This is a genomic window from Microbacterium sp., assembly GCF_017305435.1.
GTDB lineage: Bacteria > Actinomycetota > Actinomycetes > Actinomycetales > Microbacteriaceae > Microbacterium.
The window spans coordinates 269325-288794 of the sequence record NZ_JAFKIP010000006.1; the positions used below are offsets into that span (position 1 = coordinate 269325).

The following is a 19470-nucleotide window of genomic DNA, read 5'->3' on the forward strand; positions in this document are numbered from 1 at the left end:
ACAGTCGCTGCACTCCTCCACTTTCCGCGCAAATACGGGCGAAATTGGCAACGAGGGACAGACCGAAGAGTTCACTGCGCGGAAACTGCAGGACATATCGCAGAAACATAAGTAGCGGATCCTGTATCCCAAAGCACGGTCGCGAGAGGAGGCGCACATGGCGGCATTGGTCTTGAGAAGACTCATACAGGCCCTGGCGACGATCTTCGTGGTCGTGACCATCGCGTTCGCCCTGGGGCGCCTCAGCGGCAGCCCTGCCGCTCTTCTGCTCGGTGACAACGCTTCGCGCGAACAGATCGACGCTCTCGACGCGAGCCTGGGGTTCGACCAGCCGCTCTGGAAGCAGTACGTCGACTACATCGTCGGCATCGTCACCCGCGGGGACTTCGGCGACTCGTATCGCCAGCGCGGCATCCCCTCCATGCAGCTGGTGCTCGAGCGGGTCCCTGCATCCTTACAGCTCGGCGCCGTGGGGCTCGTCGCCGGGGTGCTGCTCGCCGTCGTCGCGGCAGTGGCGGTCCACGTCGTCCGGAGCGCCGGCATGCGCACGGCATTGCTGGCCCTGGGATCGGCTCGCCAGGCCATCCCCGACTTCTTCTTCGGGTTGTTGCTCGTGCTCGTCTTCTCGGTCGCGCTGGGGCTGCTGCCGTCGCTCGGCAACCGCGACCCGCTCGCGATCATCATGCCCGCAGCCACGATCGCGACGGCGCAGTTCGTCGTGTACCTGCGGCTGCTCGACAACGCGCTGGGCGAGCAGTCGCGGCTCGACTACGCCCGCACGGCCTACGCCCGGGGAGAGACCCGTCTGCGCGTCGTGGTGGCGGAACAGCTGCCCAACGCCGTGCTCCCCGTTCTCACCATCGCCGGCATCAGTCTCGGGTCCTTCCTGGGCGGGCTCGTCATCGTCGAGAACGTCTTCGCGTGGCCGGGCCTCGGCCAACTGATGCTGAGCGCCGTCTACGCGCGCGACTTCCCTGTCGTGCAGTCCGGGCTCATCGTCGTCGCCGTGCTTTTCATCCTCGCCAACGCACTCGTCGACGTCGTGAGCGCGCTCATCGACCCGAGAGTGAGACACCTCGCATGACCGTGCACTCCACGCCGGCCGGCTCGGCATTCGCCGAGAGGGCGCACGCCGAGCAGACCCCGCCGCCAGCACCCGACCGCGACACGGCTGCACGATTCGTGTGGCCGCGCCTGCGCCCCACGGAATGGGTGGGCGCGGGCATCCTCGCCGCGGTCGTCGCCTTCATCCTCATCGTTCCACTTCTGCCGGGGAGCGACCCGTACGGGCAGGACCTCTCGGCATCCTTCGCGCGTCCCTTCACCGACTGGTCCCACCCTCTGGGCACCGACATGCTGGGCCGCGACCTCGCGAGCCGGCTGGCCGTGGGCGGCCAGATCTCGCTCGGGATCGTCGTGTTCGTCGTCGCAATCAATGCGTTCGTGGGCATGGTGACCGGGATGATCGCCGGCTACGCGGGCGGACGGCTGGACAACCTGCTGATGGGCTGGGCTGACGTGCAGCTCGCGATGCCGCTCATCCTTGTCCTCATCGCCCTCTCCGCCGCCTTCGGGCCCAACGTCTGGGTCATGATCCTCACCCTCGCGGCGACGTACTGGGTGGGGTACGCCCGCGTCGCACGCAGCACGGCCATGTCGCTCAAGGGCCGCGACTTCGTCATCGCACCGCGCATCCAGGGAGCGAGCCCGCAGTGGATCGTCTCGACGCACATCGCACCGCACGTGGGAGTCCAGGTCCTCATCCTCGCCTCGGCGGACATCGGCGGAGTGCTCCTGCTGACCTCGTCGTTCGACTACCTCGGTCTCGGCGTGCAGGCGCCGACTCCGTCGTGGGGGCTGCTGATCAGCGAAGGCCAGAAATACGTGCGCGATGCGCCGTATCTGGCGCTGATGCCCGGCATCGCGATCTTCCTCGTGGTGATCGGCGTCAATCTCCTCAGCCAGCGCTTCACCTCCGAGCGTGAGCTCTCCGCCCTCCGCCGCCGGAAGAAGGTCCGCGCATGACTCGTGATGTGCTCCTGCGCGTCGATGACCTGGTCGTCGGCACCCGCGGGGAGAAGGGACGCGAGATACGCCTGGTCGATGGGGTCTCGTTCGAGATCGCGGAGGGTGAGGTGCTCTGCGTCGTGGGCGAGTCGGGATCGGGCAAGAGCCTGACGATGGCCGCCGTCCTCGGCCTCCTGCCGACCGGCGTCGAGGTCCTCTCCGGGCGCGTCGAGTACCGGGGAGAGGATCTGCTCGGCGCCGGCGAGCGCCGCCTGCGGGAGCTGCGCGGACGGCGGCTCGCGATGGTGTTCCAGGATCCGATGACCGCGCTCAACCCGGTGAAGCGCGTGGGCGCCCAGATCGCCCGCGCGGTGCGCCTGCACGCCGATGGCATGACCCGCGCCGAGGCGGACCGGCGCGCAGCAGAGCTTCTTGCTTCCGTCGGCGTTCCGGATGCCGCAGCCCGGGCTCGCGCCTACCCGCATCAGTGGTCCGGCGGCATGCGTCAGCGGGCGGTGATCGCCGCCGCCATCGCCCACGATCCGGACCTCCTGGTGGCGGACGAGCCCACGACGGCGCTCGACGTCACGATCCAGGCGCAGATCATGGAGCTGCTCGCCGACGCCCGGCGCCGGACCGGCGCGGCGATGGCGCTCATCACGCACGACCTCGGGCTCGTGGCCCAGACCGCGGATCGCATCGTCATCATGTACTCGGGGCGGATCGTCGAGTCGGGGTCCGTGTGGCAGCTCTTCGATGGACCTCGCCACCCGTACACGGCGGGCCTCCTGGCGAGCTTGCTCACCGCGGAGAGCGCGAACGGACGCGCCTATGCGATCCCGGGAGCGCCGCCGCAGCCCGCGGCCCGGCCCGCGGGGTGCCCGTTCGCGCCGCGGTGCCAGCTTCCGGCGAAGTCGGAGCGGTGCGTCAGTGAGGTCCCGGGCCTGCGCACGGTGGCATCCGATCACCTGTCCGCGTGCCATCACACCGACACAGTCACGCGCTTCGCCCAGGAGGTCGCCCGATGAGCGCCGCCGAACCCGTGCTGCAGATCGACGACCTGCACGTGCGCTTCTCCCGCCGCACGGGATGGCGCAGCCGTCACGTCGTGGATGCCGTCGACGGGGTCTCCCTCATCCTCCACCGCGGCGAGACGCTGGGCCTCGTCGGCGAGTCGGGATGCGGCAAGTCCACGCTCGTACGCACCGTGTTCGGGCTGAACACCCCGGCGTCCGGCGACATCCGCGTCCTCGGTCAACGGCTCGCCGACCTGCCGCCGCTCGCCCGGCGGCGACTGCGCAACCGGGTGCAGCTCGTGTTCCAGGACCCGTACTCGTCTCTGGACCCACGCCTGAGCGTGCACGACATCGTCGCGGAACCGCTGACGATCGTCGGACGCTACTCGAAAGCCCGCGTCGTCGAGCTGCTCGAGAGCGTCGGAATCGGCGCCGAGTCCCTGCGCCGCACGCCGGCGCAGTTCTCCGGCGGACAGCGCCAGCGCATCGGCATCGCCCGTGCCCTCGCGCTCGAACCCGAAGTCCTCGTCCTCGACGAACCGGTCTCGGCGCTCGACGTGTCGGTGCAGGCGCAGGTCATCAATCTGCTGCAGGACCTCCAACGCGAGCGGCAGCTGTCATACCTCTTCATCGCGCACGATCTGTCGGTCGTCCGGCACCTCTCCGATCGTGTCGCTGTCATGCGGCAGGGACGGATCGTCGAGCTCGGCGACCGCGACCAGATCTTCGAGCGGCCGCAGCACGACTACACCCGCACCCTCCTCGCCGCCATCCCGATCCCCGACCCGCACCTGCGGGCGGACGCACCACCCCGCATCACGCTCTGACCCCACCCGAACGAACAGAGGACCGTCATGACCCACCGTTCACCCCGCCTTCGTCGCGGACTCGCCGCCGCTGCCGCCCTCGCCGGCACTGCGCTCGTGCTCTCGGCCTGCGCCGGCGGCACCGGCTCCGGCTCGGCATCCCACGACCTCACCATCGGAGTCGTCGCCGAACCGGAGAAGTCGCCGGACCCGATCATCGACGGGTCGCTCGCCGGCTACAACATCTACTACAACCTCTTCGACCAGCTCACGGTCCTGGATGCCGACGGCAACATCCAGCCGTCGCTCGCGACGTCGTGGACACCGAACGCGGACTTCACGGAATGGACGTTCACACTCCGCGACGACGTGAAGTTCCACGACGGCGAGCCGCTCACGGCATCTGACGTGGTGTTCACCTATGAGACCGTGCTCCACACGCCGGACTCCGACAACCTCGGGTACATGGACATGCTGACCTCTGTATCCGCTCCGGACGACCACACCGTCGTCTTCGACCTCGACTCCCCGTTCTCCCCGTGGCCCTCGATCACGACTGCGCAGTCCATCGTGCCCGAGAAGGTCTACACCGCGCTCGGCTCGGAGGGCTTCGCCGCCGCCCCCGTCGGCAGCGGCCCGTTCACCTTCGTCAGCTGGCAGCGCGGCGTCGACTACGTCCTCAAGCGCAACGACGACTACTGGGGCGGAGCGCCGAAGATCGACAAGCTGACGTTCCAGACCGTCTCCGATGAGGAGGCGCGCCTGAACGGCGTCCTCTCCGGGAGCCTCGACATCGCCCTCATCTCGCCGAACCAGGTCTCCTCCGCCGAGGGCAGCGGCGTCGATGTCCGGTCCCGGCCCGCCAACGGCACGACCTTCCTCGGAATCAACTCGACGGCGGGCCCGCTCGCCGACGAGCGCATCCGTCAGGCCGTGTGGCATGCCATCGACCGCGAGGCTCTCGTGAAGACCGTGCTGAGCGGGCGCGCCGTCGCCAACGACCAGATCGTCGCTGCGAACGTCGCCGGCTACGTCCCCGACGCCGCAGGCCCCGCCTACGACCCGGCCACGGCGAAGGCTCTGCTCGCCGAGGCCGGCTACAGCGGTGAGGAGATCGACCTCGAGTACGCGACGAGCGGACGCATCCCCATGAGCGCGGAGATCGCGCAGGCCATCGCCGGCTACCTCGAGGCCGTGGGGATCACGGTGAAGCTCTCCGGCATGGATCAGGCAACCTTGTCGGGCCGCATCTACGGCACCGTCGACATGAAGGGCCTGTACCTGAACACCTGGGCACCGTCGACGATGGACGGCGATATGCCCGCGACCAACCTGTTCGCCGGAGGCCAGAACGACTACGCGAAGAGCCCGGAGACGGCCGCGCTGGTCGCGCAGCAGCGCACGGTCGCGGGAGACGATCGCATCGCGGCCTTCCGCGCCCTCGCGGAGGCGAACTTCCAAGGCGCCTATCTGGTACCCCTGTTCACTCCGGAGGCAGACTACGCCGTATCACCCAAGGTGACATGGACCCCCCGAGTCGACGGCGAGTACGACCTCGCCGACGTCTCCTACACCGGCTGATCATCCGGACGGGGAGGAACGGTCCACGCGTCCGCTCCTCCCCGTCATCCCTGGTTCCCTCACCGAAAGGCAGACTTCTCGTGACTCCCACCCTCCTGCGCAATGTCCGCCCCTGGGGAGGTGAGACGTCGGACGTGCTGATCGGAGACGACGGCATCCTCGAGGTCGCCCGTCCCGGGGCGATCGTCGGGGCGCCAGCCGATGTGATCGAGGGCGACGGCGGCATCCTGATCCCCTCCTTCAGCGACGTTCACGTGCACCTCGACTCGACCCGGATGGGCCTGCCCTTCCGCCCGAACACGGCGGGCGACACGCGCTGGTCGCACATCATGAACGATCGCGAGAACTGGCGGTCGGCGGAGCGGTCGGTCGCGGACCGAGCCACCTACACGCTCGGACGGATGATCGCGCAAGGCGCGACACGGGTGCGCAGCCACGCGCAGGTCGACGCGGATTCGGGACTGGAGAAGTTCGAGGGCGTGCTTGCAGCGCGCGCCGCGCACCGCGAGCGCGCAGCGGTCGAGATCGTGGCCTTCCCACAGGTGGGCATCCATCTGGAAGACGGCGTCCCCGACCTCCTCGACGTCGCTCTGCGCTCAGGCGCCGATCTCATCGGCGGCATCGACCCGTGTGAGATCGACCGCGACCCCGTGCGACACCTCGACACGGTGTTCGACCTCGCCGACCGGCATGGCGTCGGCATCGACATCCACCTGCACGAGGGCGGCTCACTCGGTCTCTTCTCACTGGACCTCGTGCTCGAACGCACCCGTGCGCTCGGCATGGCCGGGCGGGTGAGCGTGTCGCACGCGTTCTCCCTCGCCGCACGCTCCCCGGGAGTCGACCGCGCTCTCGAGCAGATCGCCGAGCTCGATGTCGCGCTCACAACGATCGCTCCGAAGGGCTCGCTGTCGGTTCCCCTCGATCTTCCTATCGAACGGCTCCTCTCGCTCGGCATCCGCGTCGGACTGGGAATGGACGGGCAACGCGACTACTGGTCACCGTGGGGCGACGGCGACATGCTCGAACGGACGTGGATGCTCGCCTTCACCCAGGGCTTCTCGCGCGACGATCTCATCGAGGACTGCCTCGCGATCGGCACGTGGGGCGGCGCGTCGGTGATCGACCCCTCCCTGGCCCGCCTTTCTCCGGGCGCCCGGCCGGGTCTTGCGATCGGCGACCCCGCCGAGCTTGTCGTCGTGCGCGGAGACACCCCGACGGCAGCCGTCATGGACCGCGACGCGGACCGCATCGTCATCCACCGTGGGCGGGTCGTCGCGCAGAACGACGAACTGCGGTGACCGTTCGGATCCTGGCGGTGAACTGCAACACCGACGCTGCCATGACGACCGCGATCGCGACGGCCGGTCAGGCGGCCGCGTCCGCGGGCACGACCGTCGTCGGGGTCACTCCGGCGTGGGGTCCGGCGTCAGCGGAGGGGTATGTCGAGAGCTTCGTCACGGCGGCTGCCGTCATGGATGCGGTCGCCCGCCGCACCGACGCGTTCGACGCCGTCGTGATGGCGGGCTTCGGCGAGCACGGCCGGGAAGGAATGCGGCAGCTGGTCCCTCAGCCCGTCGTCGACATCACCGAAGCCGCGGCGTTCGCCGCATGCCTGCTCGGCCACCGCTTCGGCGTCGTGACGACCGTGGGGTCAACCGTCGCCGGCATCCGCGACAGTCTGATGACGATGGGCATGAGCGCCCGGTGCAGTTCTGTCCGAGCGGCCGACGTGCCCATCTCCGCGATCGATGCCGATGTCGCCCGCACCGCCGACGCGCTCGAGGAGACCGGGCGCGCCGTCATGGTCGACGGCGCCGATGTGCTCGTCCTCGGCTGCGCGGGGTTCGCGGGCCTCGACGCGGAGCTGGAGCGGCGCCTCGGCGTTCCCGTGGTGGACGGTGTCGCCGCAGCCGTCCGCTTCGCCGAGAGCCTCATCGCGCTCGGCAAACGCACCAGTGCGCATGGTCCGTACGCGCCGCGCGCGGCGCACAAACGGTGGACCGGGGCGCCGCTCGGCTCCCTGATGAGCTCCGATTCGGGGGAAAGAACCCCGGAGTAGGATTCGGCTATGACGCTCTTCGACGGCATCTCCGCCCGGCTGATCGACACCGATCGGCTGACCGTGAACATCCTCGAACGCGAGGGCGACGACCCCGCCGCACCGGCCGACAGCACGGTCGTCCTCATCCACGGCAACGTATCGTCGAGCCTGTTCTGGCAGGAGCTCATGCAGGACCTGCCGAGCGACCTCCGCGTCATCGCGATCGATCTGCGCGGCTTCGGCGACACCGAGAGCCTGCCGGTCGACGCGACCCGAGGCGTCCGCGACTTCAGCGACGACGTCCATGCGACCCTCCGCGCGCTGGGCCTGGAGACCGCCCACCTCGTCGGCTGGTCGATGGGCGGTGGCGTCGTCATGCAGTACGCGATCGATCACCCCGCACTCAGCCTCACGCTGCAGGCGCCGGTCTCGCCCTACGGATTCGGCGGTACGCGCCGCGACGGCTCGCGCCTGACGGACGACGACGCCGGCTGCGGAGGCGGCGGCGCGAACCCCGACTTCGTGCAGCGTCTGACCGATCGCGACATGACGGACGCGGCACCGACGTCACCGCGGAGCGTCTTCCGTTCGGGCTACGTCGCGCCCGGGTACACCACCGACCACGAGGACACCTGGGTCGCGTCGATGAACACGACCTCCACCGCCGAGGGGAACTACCCGGGCGACGGCGCCGCGAGCCCGAACTGGCCGGGCTTCGCCGCCGGCACGATCGGCGTGCTCAACACCATGGTGCCGCGCTACTTCGACACGTCGGGGATCGTCGACATCGCCGCGAAGCCGCCGATCCTGTGGGTGCACGGCTCGGCGGACGCCATCGTGTCGGATGCCTCGTTCTTCGACCTCAACAACCTCGGCGCGCTCGGGGTCGTCCCGGGCTGGCCGGGCGAGGAGATCGCGCCCGCGCAGCCGATGGTGTCACAGACGCGCGACGTGCTGGAGGCCTACCGCACGGCGGGCGGCGATGTCATCGAGGTCGAGCTGGAGGGCGTCGGACACTCGCCGCACCTCGAGCGTCCGGCCCAATTCCGCCGCGCGCTGCTCGAGCGCATCGGCTACATCGGTCGGCCCGCCGACCCGGCGCCTCCCACCGAGGCGATCATCCTCAGCTCATCGGACTGAGGCGTCGTCGAGGTCAGCGACGGGCGTCGAAGAAGGTGCGCAGCAGCGCCTGCGCCTCGGACTCGTGGATGCCGCCGACGACCTCGGCACGTACGGGCAGGCGCCGGTCGCGCAGCACGTCGTAGACCGAGCCGGCGGCACCGGCCTTGTCGTCCCACGCACCGAAGACGACGCGACCGATGCGCGCCTGCAGGATCGCCCCCGCGCACATCACGCACGGCTCGAGAGTGACGACGAGCGTGCATCCCTCGAGGTTCCATGAGCCGAGGGATGCCGCAGCGGCGCGCAGCGCGACGACCTCGGCGTGCGCCGTGGGGTCGCCGGTCGCTTCGCGCAGGTTGAGGCCTTCGCCGCGGATCGCGCCCGCAGCATCCACGACGACGGCGCCGACCGGGATCTCCCCGGCCGCAGAGGCCTGCGCACCCAACTCGAGCGCGCGCCGCATGGCGACGTCATCGCTCGTCCGAGTGGGAAGGGTCACGGCTCCAGCGTAGGGGGCGGTTCTCGCCGGAGAGCTGCTTCGCGCGGAATGCGCCGGGCGCCGTAGGCTGAACCCCATGCGCGTGCACGTGGCCGACCACCCTCTCATCACCCACAAGCTGACGGTGCTGCGCGACGAGCGCACCCCGTCGCCGGTCTTCCGGCAGCTCACCGAGGAGCTGCTGACCCTCCTCGCCTACGAGGCGACACGGAACGTGCGCGTCGAGGAGATAGAGATCAAGACGCCCGTCACGACGACGAAGGGCGTGCGGATCTCGAAACCGCGGCCGCTCGTCGTCCCGATCCTCCGCGCCGGCCTCGGCATGCTCGACGGCATGGTGAAGCTCCTGCCGACCGCCGAGATCGGCTTCCTCGGGATGGCGCGCAACGAAGAGACCCTCCAGCCCTACACCTACGCCGAGCGGCTGCCCGAGGACCTCAGCGACCGACAGTGCTTCGTGCTCGACCCCATGCTCGCCACCGGCGGCTCGCTCGGCGCCGCGATCGACTTCCTCTTCGCGCGCGGCGCGCAGGATGTCACGGCGATCTGCATCCTCGGCGCTCCGGAGGGCGTCGCGAAGATCCAGGAGCAGGTCGGTGACCGCGACGTGACCCTCGTCCTGGGCGCGCTCGATGAGCGGCTCAACGAGAAGGGCTACATCGTGCCCGGTCTCGGCGACGCCGGCGACCGCCTGTACGGCACCGTCTGAACTCCGGCGACCCGACCCGGCGCCTCGACCTCGGCGAGGCCGCGCGTCAGAGCCAGCGGCGGCGCTTGAAGATCAGGTAGAGCACCGTGGGGAACGCCACCATGACCCCGAGCGCGACCGGGTAGCCGTACTCCCAGTGCAGTTCCGGCATGATGTCGAAGTTCATGCCGTAGACGGTGCCGATGAGGGTCGGCGCGAAGATGATCGCCGCCCACGACGAGATCTTCTTGACCTGCTCGTTCTGCTGCAGGTTGACCTCGGTCTGACGTCGCGCCACGAGCGCGGAGTGGACCGTCAGCGCCTTGTCGAGCACGGTGCGGAACCCGTCGATGCGCTCGGTGACACGGATGGCGTGGTCCTGCACGTCGCGCAGCCGCCGCTGCAGCTCGATGTCGACGTGGTAGGCGTCGTGGCCGCGCTGAAGCCACTCGATGATCCCGACGAGCGGGTGCGTCGCCCGCGAGAACCGGATGAGCTCGCCGGACAGCTCGTAGATGCGGCGCGAGAGCGCATCGTCGTCGGAGTCGCCGAACAGGGCGTCCTCGATCTCGTCGATGTCGTTCTCGATCCCGGCGACGACGGGCTCGTACTCGTCCACCATGCGATCGAGCACCGCGTAGAGAACCGCCTCCGAGCCGAGCGCGAGCAGCTCGGGATGCTCCTCGAGCCTCCGGCGCACGGATGCCAAGTCGGGAGACTCCGCGTGCCGGATGGTGATGAGGAAGTCGGGTCCGGCGAACACGTGGAGTTCACCAATGTCGAGCTCCTCCCGCGCGTCGTCGTAGCGCGCGGGGCGCAGCACGACGAAGAGGGTGTCCCCGTAGCGCTCGACCTTCGAGCGCTGGTGGCCGACGGCAGCATCCTCGATCGCGAGCGGGTGCAGGTCGAACTCGGCCGCGACCGACGCGAGCTCGCTCGCGCTGGGCCGGTACAGCCCGATCCACGCGAAGCCGGAGTGCATCTCCTGCATGGTGTAGGTCTCGTCGAGCGAACGGGGCGTCGCCACACGGCGGCCGTCCACATAGATGGCGTTGTCGATCAAGGTCATGGTCGTCTCCGTACGCGCGGGCGCCCGGATCGCGGGCGCGCGGAAAAGCCGCGCACGCCGGTGGCATGCGCGCGAGTGCGCCACGGGTCGGCGGGAGCTCAGCGCAGGAAGACGCGAGCGGCGGACACCGCGGCGCGCGGACTATCGTCTGCCATGGTCGTCACCGCCTTCGCTCGGAGGCGCCGGATCGAGAGCATCGGAACGGATGCCTGGCGCCTCGGTGAGTATACGCCTCCGAGGTGACCGTCACCCGTCCGTACGGCGCCCGGTCTCCTGCTCCCAGAACTCCAGCTGCTGCGTGAGCGCCTTGGCGAGCTCGAACACCTGCTGAGGGGGGATCCGCACGCGCTGCACGACCCGGCCGGGGACGATCGTGACCGGGTTGCCGTCGGCATCCGACCCCGCCTGCGGCGGCCTCGCGAGCGAGACGAAGTCCATCACGAAGACGTCGGGCGTGTGCCACACGTTGGCGAAGTCGGCGTAGTTGCCGGGAACGACCTCGGGCGGCAGGTCGATCTCGAACTGGCGCGGTGCATCGTCGGTCATGGGGCGAGTCTAGGCTCAGGCCGCTCCGACGAGGCGCGCGAACGCGCTCAACCGGCTCACTCCCTCGGGGGTGCGCGGCAGATCGTCGAGGAGGCCGGTCGCATAGACGACGTACGCCGTGTGCTCCGCCCGCGACACGGCGACGTTCAGCCGGTTCTGCAGCAGCAGGAACTCGAGGCCGCGCGGCGCGTCGCGGCCCGACGACGCGGCGAGCGACACGATCGCGACCGCCGCCTCCTGCCCCTGGAACTTGTCGACGGTGCCGACCGGCACCCGATCGAATCCCGCGCCGGCGAGCGCTTCCTCGACGGTCACCTGCTGCGCGTTGTACGGCGTCACGACGATGAGGTCGTCCTGGTCGAGCGGACGGGCGGGAGCGCCCGCGCCGGGCGTCCAGGCGCGCCCGATGAGGTCCCACACGAGCGCGACGACGACCTCGGCCTCCTCCGGTGAGGCCGTCGCGTTGCCGGTGTGGCCGAGCGGCACAGCGAGCACCCCCGGCAGGACGCCCGCCAGGTGGCGCCCGGAGGTCGACTCATGCGCCGCGAGCCGCCCCTCGTACGACAGCTCCGAGACGGGCGCGGCGATCTCGGGACGCATCCGCCGCGTCTGCGCGAGGAAGTAGCCGCGATCGGCGGGGATGACGGCAGCACCGTCCATCACCCATCCGAGCGCCGACGTGTCGACGGGCTCCGGATGGGTGCCCTGACTCACCTGCGGGAGCTGCTGCGGGTCGCCGAGCAGCATCAGGCGATCGGCGGCGACGGACACCGCGATCGTGGATGCCAGGGAGAACTGCCCGGCCTCGTCGATGACGAGCAGATCGAGGCTGCCCCTCGGCACCCGCCCGGGATGGCTGAGATCCCACGCCGTGCCGCCGATCACGAACCCCTCGGGGTGCTCGGCGGCGAAGGTCGCGTAGCCGTCCTTCGCGATCGCGGTGAACGGTGGAGCGTCACCGCCCGCGCCGGCCTTGAGCGCCTTCGCGACCTGCGAGCCGGGAAGCCCCGCCGCGACGACACGCTCGAGCATGTTCTCGACGACGGCGTGCGACTGGGCGACGACTCCGACACGGAATCCCTTCTCGGCCACGAGACGCGCGATGACGTGCGATCCGACGTAGGTCTTGCCGGTGCCCGGAGGGCCCTGCACGGCGAGGTAGCTGTGGTCGAGGTCGAGGACGCTCCGGACGATGTCGCCGACGTCGTCGACCGCCACACCGTCGACCGCGAGTGCGTCCGAGTGTGCGAGCGCGCCGGAACGGGTGCGCGGCGCCCTCCGCAGGAGCAGGTCGGTCGCGGCATCCCGCGGGAAGGCGTCGGATGCCGACGGGGCAGCGGCGATCACGGCATCCGCCCAGTGGTCGATCGCGGCCTGCTGGCTGCCCGCCTGCGGGGGCGCCGGCGGGGTCAGCGCGATCGGGAGCTCCTGCCAGGTGAATCCGGCGAGGGAGTTCTCCTCGACGACGACGCCGTCGTCGAGTGCCTCCACGACGCGCACGGTGCGCGCGGCGTGGATCCAGCGCGGGCTGGTGTCGATCGGGAACGGCGCCGGCAGCTCGTACAGGACGAAGGTCGACGAGTCGGCGGTGAGTTTCGTCCCCGGGGCGAGGTCCCCGCGCAGCTCGACGACGCGCCGCTGGACGCGCGCGCCCTCGGGGATGTGCCAGTCGGTCAGCACGCGCGAGCGGTCGTGGTCGAAGACGACGACGTCGCGGGTGTCCTCCCAGATCGACACCGGCTCGCGCAGCCGCAGGAAGTGCGTCGCCCAGAACGTCTTCGCCTCGCGCGGGTAGTAGTCGATCGCCGCAGCGCCGAGCGCGAGCGCCGCGACGGCGCGGTCGTCGGGCTGCGACTGCGCCGCGGCGGCTGCGGCGAGCCGCCCGAGGGCTTCGGCGCGCGGCGACGGTTCGTAGGGGCGCTCGCTCTGATCGATGTCGGCGGACGGCATCAGGTGCGCCTCGCGGGCCCGGTCGACGAGCCAGTCACGCAGGCGCCGCGTCGAGACGCAGTCGTAGCGGTTGTAATCGGCGAGGTCGTCGAGCACGCTCTGCGCCTCCGCCGTACGCCCGGCATCCAGCAGCGTGCGTGCCTCGACGTACTTGACGATCGAGTCGTCGCCGCGCTGGACGTCGCTCGTGCGCACCTCGTCGCCCATGTAGAGCGGCTCGAGCTTCTTGATCGAGTACGACCGCGATCCCACGCGCAGCGCGCGCCGCACGATCGGGTAGAGGTCGACGAACACCCCCTCGCGCAGCAGCGTGTCGACCTCGGCCTCGCGCACGCCGTAGCGTGCCGCCATCGCGAGCAGATGCGTCGTCTCGTAGGGCGCGTAGTGGTAGATGTGCATGCCGGGATGCGAGGCGCGACGGAGCTTCACGACGTCCAGGAAGGTCTCGAGCGCGGCACGCTCGTCGGCGAACGAATGCGCCCACACCGCCGTGTACTGCTCGCGGTCGTCCACCCAGCCGAAGAGGTAGTCGATCCCCCACTGCGGTCCCGCACCGACGGGCGGCGTCTCGGTGTAGAGGGGGTCGCCCTCGAAGTCGAAGAAGATGTCACCGCGGTCGGGTCGGGGCAGCGCACCGATCGCTTTCGGGAACACGACCTCGTACGTGGGCACGGCGTGCGTCCCCGCGGCGAGCTCGGAGACGGGGAGGACACCGCCCGCGGGGCTCCCCAACTGCAGGCGCGCCTGCGTGCGCAGGCCCGAGAACGCGTCCCACGACATGCGCTCGGGCGCGTCGCGCGCGGCGGCGAGATCATCGATCGACCGGATGCCGGCACCACGCAGCCGATCGCGCTGCACGGGTCGCATGCCGGCGACCAGCAGGAGATCGCGATGCGCCACCACCTCGGCATCGCACGTCGCGCAGCGCCCGCAGGCGACGACGCGGAGCGCGCCGCGGTCATCGCCCCACGCGATGGGAGCACCGGCGGCGCCCGCGGGGAGGTCACGATCGGCGATGAGCGCGCGCAGGCGGTCTCGCCGCAACCGGAAGACGGGCATCAGGTCGCGGACCACATGGGTCGACGTCGTGCCGTCGCCGAGGAGCAGCTCGACCAGATCGCTGCGCGCCACCCCCAACCGGTCGAGCTGATCGACGTATGCCGCCAGCTGCATGAGCGCCGTCACCCGCGCGTGCCGGGCGAGCTTCGTGTCCTGCACGATCCACGCGCCGGCGTCGTCGCGGACGAGGAAATCGGCGAAGCCGACGAACTCCTCGGTGGCGAAGACGGCCTGGTAGACGACGGCGACATCGGGATCGGCGAGCGCGGCGTTCGTCTCGGCGACCGCCGCGGCGACGGCTCCGGCATCCGACGAGCGCGTCTCGGGAAGCTCGACGACACGGCCCGACTCGGGGAACCGCGCGCGATACGCCTCGAGCTGACGGAGCTCGTGCTGCGTCCCGAGCCGCCCCGCACGCTCGAGCGTCAGGTCCTGCGGCTCCTCGACGGCCGCCACGCGCCCGAGCTTCGCGTCGATCCGGCGAAGCCACGCGAACTCGCACTCGGCAGCCGACTTCAGATCGCTCGCGCTCCAGACGATGCGCGCGCCGTCGCCGCCGCTGTCTTCGATGTATCGCATGTCATCCTTCCGCGATCGACACTAGCCACCTCCTCCGACACCGCGGGCGAAGTGCCAGACTGGGCGGGTGAGCCAGCAGCTACCGTTCGAGAGCGTCTACCGGCACGGCTTCGCGCGCGTCGCGGCGTGCACGATCCCGGTCGCGATCACCGATCCGGCGCGGAACGCCGCGGCCGTCCTCTCCGCCGCACGCGCCGCGCACGACGCGGGCGCGGCCGTCGCCGTCTTCCCGGAGCTGTGCCTCACCGGGTACGCGATCGACGACCTGGTCATGCAGGACGTCGTCCTGGATGCCGCGCGCAGCGCGATCGCCGACATCGCCGCCGCATCGGCGGATCTCCGGCCCCTCCTCGTCGTGGGCGCCCCGCTCCTGCTCGGGTCGCGTCTGTACAACTGCGCCGTCGTCATCCACCGCGGGCGAGTGCTCGGCATCGTCCCGAAGACCTATCTGCCGACGTACCGCGAGTTCTACGAGGCGCGCTGGTATGCGAGCGGCGCCGACGCGCCCGATGTCGCCGTGATCGGGGATGCCGAGGTCCCGGTCGGCACGGACCTGCTGTTCGCGGCATCCGACATTCCCGGTCTCGTCGTGCACGCCGAGGTCTGCGAAGACCTGTGGGTGCCGGTGCCACCCTCCTCGCTCGCGGCCCTCGCGGGCGCGACGGTGCTGCTGAACCTCTCCGGCAGCCCGATCACGGTCGCGCGCGCCGACGACCGGCACCTCCTCGCGAAGTCGCAGTCCTTCCGCTGCAACGCCGCGTACGTCTACGCCGCGGCGGGCCAGGGCGAGTCGACGAACGACGTGTCGTGGGATGGGCAGACCATGATCTACGAGGCGGGGGCGCTCCTCGCCGAGACCGAGCGCTTCCCCGATGGCCCGCGCACGGCCATCGCCGACATCGACCTCGACCGGCTGCGTCAGGACCGGCTTCGCCAGGGCACGTTCGACGACAACCGCGTCCTCAGCGGAACCCACCGGCGGACGATCCCGTTCACGGTCGACATCGCGTCGGCAGCGGCATCCACCACGACGCTGCGGCGCCCGCTCGACCGCTTCCCGTTCGTGCCGGACGACCCGGCGCGCCTCGACCAGGACTGCTACGAGGCGTTCAACATCCAGGTCTCCGGGCTCGAGCAGCGCATGCGCGCGATCGGCTCCCCCAAGCCCGTCATCGGGGTCTCCGGCGGCCTGGACTCCACGCACGCCCTGCTCGTCGTGGCGCGCGCGATGGACCGGATGGGCCGGCCGCGCAGCGACATCCTCGCGTACACGATGCCCGGGTTCGCGACGAGCGACCACACGAGATCGAACGCGATCGCCCTCGCCGAGGCGATCGGCGCGACGACCTCGACGATCGACATCCGCCCCATGGCGACCGAGCTGCTGCGCGGCATCCAGCACCCGTACGCCGACGGCGAGCCGGTGTACGACGTCACGTTCGAGAACGTGCAGGCGGGAGCGCGCACCGACTTCCTCTTCCGCCTGGCGAATCAGAACGGCGGCTTCGTCGTCGGGACCTCCGACCTCTCCGAGCTCGCCCTCGGCTGGGCGACCTATGGCGTCGGCGATCAGATGAGCCACTACGCCGTCAACGCGGGTGTGCCGAAGACGCTCATCCAGCATCTCATCCGGTGGGTCATCGCACACCCCGACGACGGCGCCGCGCTGTCGCAGGAGGCGAAGGATGTGCTGCAGTCGGTGCTCGACACCGAGATCAGCCCGGAGCTCGTGCCCGCCGGCCAGGACGGCAAGGTGCAGTCCACCGAGGACACGATCGGACCCTACGCGCTCCACGACTTCGCGTTGTTCCACATCCTGCGCTACGGACTGCGGCCGTCGAAGATCGCCTTCCTCGCCGAGCAGACGTGGGCGGATGCCACGGCGGGCGCCTGGCCGCCGGGGTTCCCCGACGCGGACCGCTACGCCTACGACCGCGACGCGATCGTGCGGTGGCTGCGGGTGTTCCTGAAGCGGTACTTCGGCTTCGCGCAGTTCAAGCGCACCGCGATCCCGAACGGGCCGAAGGTGCTGCCCGCCGGGTCGCTGTCGCCGCGCGGGGACTGGCGGGCGCCTTCCGACGGCAACGCCGACGCGTGGCTGGCCGAACTCGACGCCGCCCTGCGCGACGCGGGCCGCTGACGGCGGCGCGTCAGGCGGCGGGGAGCAGCCCCACGGCGATCGTGATGATCCAGCCGTCCTGCGAGGCATCCGTCAGGGCGTACTGCATGTTCCGGTCGCGGAACCAGCCGTGCTGGCGCGTCGAGTCGAGTCGTACGCGCTCGGGTGACATCCGCACCCCCCGGCCATCGGCCTCGATGACGGCCTGCACGCTCGTCCAGTGGTGCAGCAGATCGTCGATGTCGTTCTCGTCGAACAGGTGCGAGTGCTTGCGCATGAGGCGCAGGTCGGCCGGCTCGGGGTGCGCGTCGCGGATGTCGATGCCGAGCGGCAGACCGGGGTCGCAGATGGCGACGACGGTCGCGGCGCGGAAGCTCGCGGTCACGATCGCGATCGGAAGGTCGGCACCATCGCGCGACGCGATGAGCCGCGTGTGGTAGCCGAATCCGCGGGGCGCTTCGCGTTCGATCTTCACGTCGGTCGGCTCGCAGCCGAGCCTCGCGGCGATGAGCTCCTTCGCGATGATCCGGCGGCGGTCGTGGACCGTCGTCCCCGGGTCCCAGCCGAGTCGCGCCGTGACACCCGCAGGTGCCGGAAGAAGAACCGTCTGCAAAGTCATCTCGCTCCGATCGCCGTGTCCGCGGTGGGACGTGTCCGATAGCTCATCTTTGCGCACCTCCGGGGCCGGACGGCAGAGCCGGAGGCCGTGAGTACTCGCTGCGGCGCATGTGAGACTGGAGGGATGAAGCTCCTCGTCGCCGCCCTCTCCTCCGAACTCGTCGCCTTCGAGGACGAGCTCGACGGATTCGAGCGCCTCGTCACGGGCCCCGGAAAGCTGCAGGCGACCTACGCGCTGACGCGGCGCCTGGATGCCGGGGGCATCGACGAGATCGTCGTCGTCGGAACGGCGGGCGCACTCGATCCGGAGATCGTGGGCGTGCACGACATCGCCGCGGCGATCCAGCACGACGTGAGCGACGTCGACGGGATCGCAGGCCAGCACGTCTCGCTGCCGCCGCTCGTGTCGACGGGGCGCGGGACGGCGACGATCGCGACCGGCGATCACTTCGTCGACGACGCGGATGCCGTGGCATCCATCCGCACTCTGGGCGCGACCCTCGTCGACATGGAGACGTACGCCTACATCTGGGTCGCCGGGCAGTTCGGCGTGCCGATCACGGTCCTCAAGGCCGTCTCCGACAACGCGCAGGACGACGCGATCACCGACTGGCGTGCCGCCGTGGCGGCCTGCAGCGCGGTGCTGCGTGACGAGGTCCGCTCCCGCTACGGCGTCTGACGCCGGCCCGGCCGTGTACGCCGAGACACGCCGACGCACGCCGGGCCCGGGGACGTGCGTAACGTGAAGGGCATGAACTGGTCGCTGCGCGCTCCGCGTCGCTCGCCCCTGCTGCAAGTGGTGAAGTCCGCCGTCGCGACGCTCGCGGCGTGGCTCCTCGCGGGATGGCTGATCGCCGGCCCGCCGCCCGTCTTCGCGGCGATCGCGGCGCTGCTGACGGTGCAGCCGAGCATCACGCAGTCGTTCGGGCGCGGCGTCGAGCGCACCGTCGGGGTCGTCGCCGGCGTCGTCGTGGCCTCGCTCATCGGCATCGTGTGGGGCGGCGGCTTCGGCGCGGTCGCCCTCTCGATCGTGTGCGCACTGCTCATGACGTGGGCGCTGCGGGCGACGCCGGGCACCGCGAACCAGGTCGCGATCAGCGCGATGCTCGTCCTCGCGCTCGGCACGGCGACGCCCGGGTACGCCCTCGACCGCGTTCTCGAGACGCTCCTCGGCGCCGCGATCGGGCTCGTCGTGAACCTCGCGATCGTGCCCCCGCTCGCCCTCGACCCCGCGCGCGGGCGCGTGGCGGAGCTGACGGCCGACACCGCGGCGGCGCTCGACCGGCTCGGCGACGCGCTCCTCGCCCCGCAGAACACGGCGTCGCTCGCGGCGCTCCTCGCCGAGGCGCGAGAGGTGCGCGGCGCGGTCGCGGCGGCGGAGCAGGCGCTCGGCGAGGCGCGGGATTCGCTCGCGTTGAATCCGCGGGGGCGCCGCTCCCGCGAGGAGGTGCGCGAGCTCGTCGATGCGGTCACCCGATTGTCTGCCATCACCACGCAGGTCACGGGCATGACCCGCGCCTTCGTCGACGACTACGACGTGTCGACGGCGACGGATGCCGATGTCGCCGCGATCGCCGAGCAGCTCCATCGCGCAGCGCACGACCTGCGCCTGGGCGCCCCGGGAGCGCTCACGGATGAGCCGCCGGCTCTCACCCGCCCCCTCGAACTGCGGACCGCTCCCCCGCAGCACTGGGTGCTCATCGGCTCACTGATGGTCGACATGCGCCGCATCCACGACGCGCTGGCAGCACGGGAGTGAGGCACGGC

The 19470-nt window shown here is 70.6% G+C and carries 17 protein-coding genes; 12 read left to right on the forward strand and 5 right to left on the reverse strand.

All coding sequences use genetic code 11. The features are described from left to right. The first annotated feature begins 157 nt into the window (after window positions 1-157). The 8 genes from J0I43_RS12015 to J0I43_RS12050 all read left to right on the forward strand — a co-directional run bounded on the left by J0I43_RS12015 (window position 158) and on the right by J0I43_RS12050 (window position 8594). Complete coding sequence (locus J0I43_RS12015) at window positions 158-1084, forward strand: ABC transporter permease (protein ID WP_292863978.1); 927 nt, start codon at window positions 158-160, stop codon at window positions 1082-1084. Beyond that, window positions 1081-2025, forward strand: coding sequence for an ABC transporter permease (locus J0I43_RS12020; protein WP_292863981.1), 945 nt, complete (start codon window positions 1081-1083; stop codon window positions 2023-2025). The genes J0I43_RS12015 and J0I43_RS12020 overlap by 4 nt, the downstream gene beginning before the upstream one ends. After that, complete coding sequence (locus J0I43_RS12025) at window positions 2022-3035, forward strand: ABC transporter ATP-binding protein (RefSeq protein ID WP_292863984.1); 1014 nt, start codon at window positions 2022-2024, stop codon at window positions 3033-3035. Before J0I43_RS12020 ends, J0I43_RS12025 begins: the two co-directional genes overlap by 4 nt. After that, on the forward strand, window positions 3032-3850 hold the full coding sequence (locus J0I43_RS12030; protein ID WP_292863987.1) for an ATP-binding cassette domain-containing protein: 819 nt from the start codon (window positions 3032-3034) through the stop codon (window positions 3848-3850). The genes J0I43_RS12025 and J0I43_RS12030 overlap by 4 nt, the downstream gene beginning before the upstream one ends. 27 nt (window positions 3851-3877) lie before the next feature. Further along, window positions 3878-5410 (forward strand): ABC transporter substrate-binding protein, encoded by a 1533-nt coding sequence (locus J0I43_RS12035; protein ID WP_292863990.1) that lies wholly within the window; start codon window positions 3878-3880, stop codon window positions 5408-5410. An 80-nt stretch (window positions 5411-5490) separates the two neighbouring features. Continuing rightward, window positions 5491-6711, forward strand: coding sequence for an amidohydrolase family protein (locus J0I43_RS12040; protein ID WP_292863993.1), 1221 nt, complete (start codon window positions 5491-5493; stop codon window positions 6709-6711). Then, window positions 6708-7472 (forward strand): aspartate/glutamate racemase family protein, encoded by a 765-nt coding sequence (locus J0I43_RS12045; protein WP_292863996.1) that lies wholly within the window; start codon window positions 6708-6710, stop codon window positions 7470-7472. The genes J0I43_RS12040 and J0I43_RS12045 overlap by 4 nt, the downstream gene beginning before the upstream one ends. A gap of 9 nt (window positions 7473-7481) precedes the next feature. Continuing rightward, the gene (locus J0I43_RS12050) at window positions 7482-8594 is read left to right on the forward strand and encodes an alpha/beta fold hydrolase (protein WP_292863999.1); all 1113 of its coding nucleotides are present in this window, start codon (window positions 7482-7484) and stop codon (window positions 8592-8594) included. A gap of 13 nt (window positions 8595-8607) precedes the next feature. Here the strand turns inward: J0I43_RS12050 and tadA are convergent, their stop codons facing one another. Next, a complete protein-coding gene (gene tadA, locus J0I43_RS12055) occupies window positions 8608-9075 on the reverse strand; it encodes a tRNA adenosine(34) deaminase TadA (protein ID WP_367267554.1) in 468 nt (155 codons plus the stop codon). Window positions 9076-9151: 76 nt separating this feature from the next. On the opposite strand from tadA, the gene upp reads away from it, so the two are divergent. After that, window positions 9152-9784, forward strand: a complete 633-nt coding sequence (upp, locus tag J0I43_RS12060; RefSeq protein ID WP_292864002.1) for a uracil phosphoribosyltransferase — start codon at window positions 9152-9154, stop codon at window positions 9782-9784. A gap of 46 nt (window positions 9785-9830) precedes the next feature. Here the strand turns inward: upp and J0I43_RS12065 are convergent, their stop codons facing one another. The 3 genes from J0I43_RS12065 to J0I43_RS12075 form a co-directional block, all read right to left on the reverse strand. After that, the gene (locus J0I43_RS12065; protein WP_292864005.1) at window positions 9831-10832 is read right to left on the reverse strand and encodes a magnesium and cobalt transport protein CorA; all 1002 of its coding nucleotides are present in this window, start codon (window positions 10830-10832) and stop codon (window positions 9831-9833) included. A gap of 246 nt (window positions 10833-11078) precedes the next feature. Next, window positions 11079-11378 (reverse strand): DUF3467 domain-containing protein, encoded by a 300-nt coding sequence (locus tag J0I43_RS12070; RefSeq protein ID WP_292864008.1) that lies wholly within the window; start codon window positions 11376-11378, stop codon window positions 11079-11081. A gap of 15 nt (window positions 11379-11393) precedes the next feature. Further along, window positions 11394-14966: a bifunctional RecB family nuclease/DEAD/DEAH box helicase gene (locus J0I43_RS12075; protein WP_292864011.1), complete on the reverse strand. Its 3573-nt coding sequence runs from the start codon at window positions 14964-14966 to the stop codon at window positions 11394-11396. Between the two features lie 67 nt (window positions 14967-15033). Here J0I43_RS12075 and J0I43_RS12080 point away from each other — a divergent pair, with 67 nt between their 5' ends. Further along, a complete protein-coding gene (locus J0I43_RS12080; RefSeq protein WP_292864014.1) occupies window positions 15034-17106 on the forward strand; it encodes an NAD(+) synthase in 2073 nt (690 codons plus the stop codon). Between the two features lie 10 nt (window positions 17107-17116). Here J0I43_RS12080 and J0I43_RS12085 read toward each other — a convergent pair whose 3' ends face one another. Beyond that, on the reverse strand, window positions 17117-17704 hold the full coding sequence (locus tag J0I43_RS12085; RefSeq protein ID WP_292864017.1) for a hypothetical protein: 588 nt from the start codon (window positions 17702-17704) through the stop codon (window positions 17117-17119). Window positions 17705-17827: 123 nt separating this feature from the next. On the opposite strand from J0I43_RS12085, the gene J0I43_RS12090 reads away from it, so the two are divergent. After that, window positions 17828-18382 carry a nucleoside phosphorylase gene (locus J0I43_RS12090; protein ID WP_292864020.1) on the forward strand — a complete coding sequence of 185 codons (555 nt, stop codon included), beginning with the start codon at window positions 17828-17830 and terminating at the stop codon, window positions 18380-18382. A 72-nt stretch (window positions 18383-18454) separates the two neighbouring features. Next, window positions 18455-19462, forward strand: coding sequence for an aromatic acid exporter family protein (locus J0I43_RS12095; RefSeq protein WP_292864023.1), 1008 nt, complete (start codon window positions 18455-18457; stop codon window positions 19460-19462). Window positions 19463-19470 lie beyond the last annotated feature (8 nt).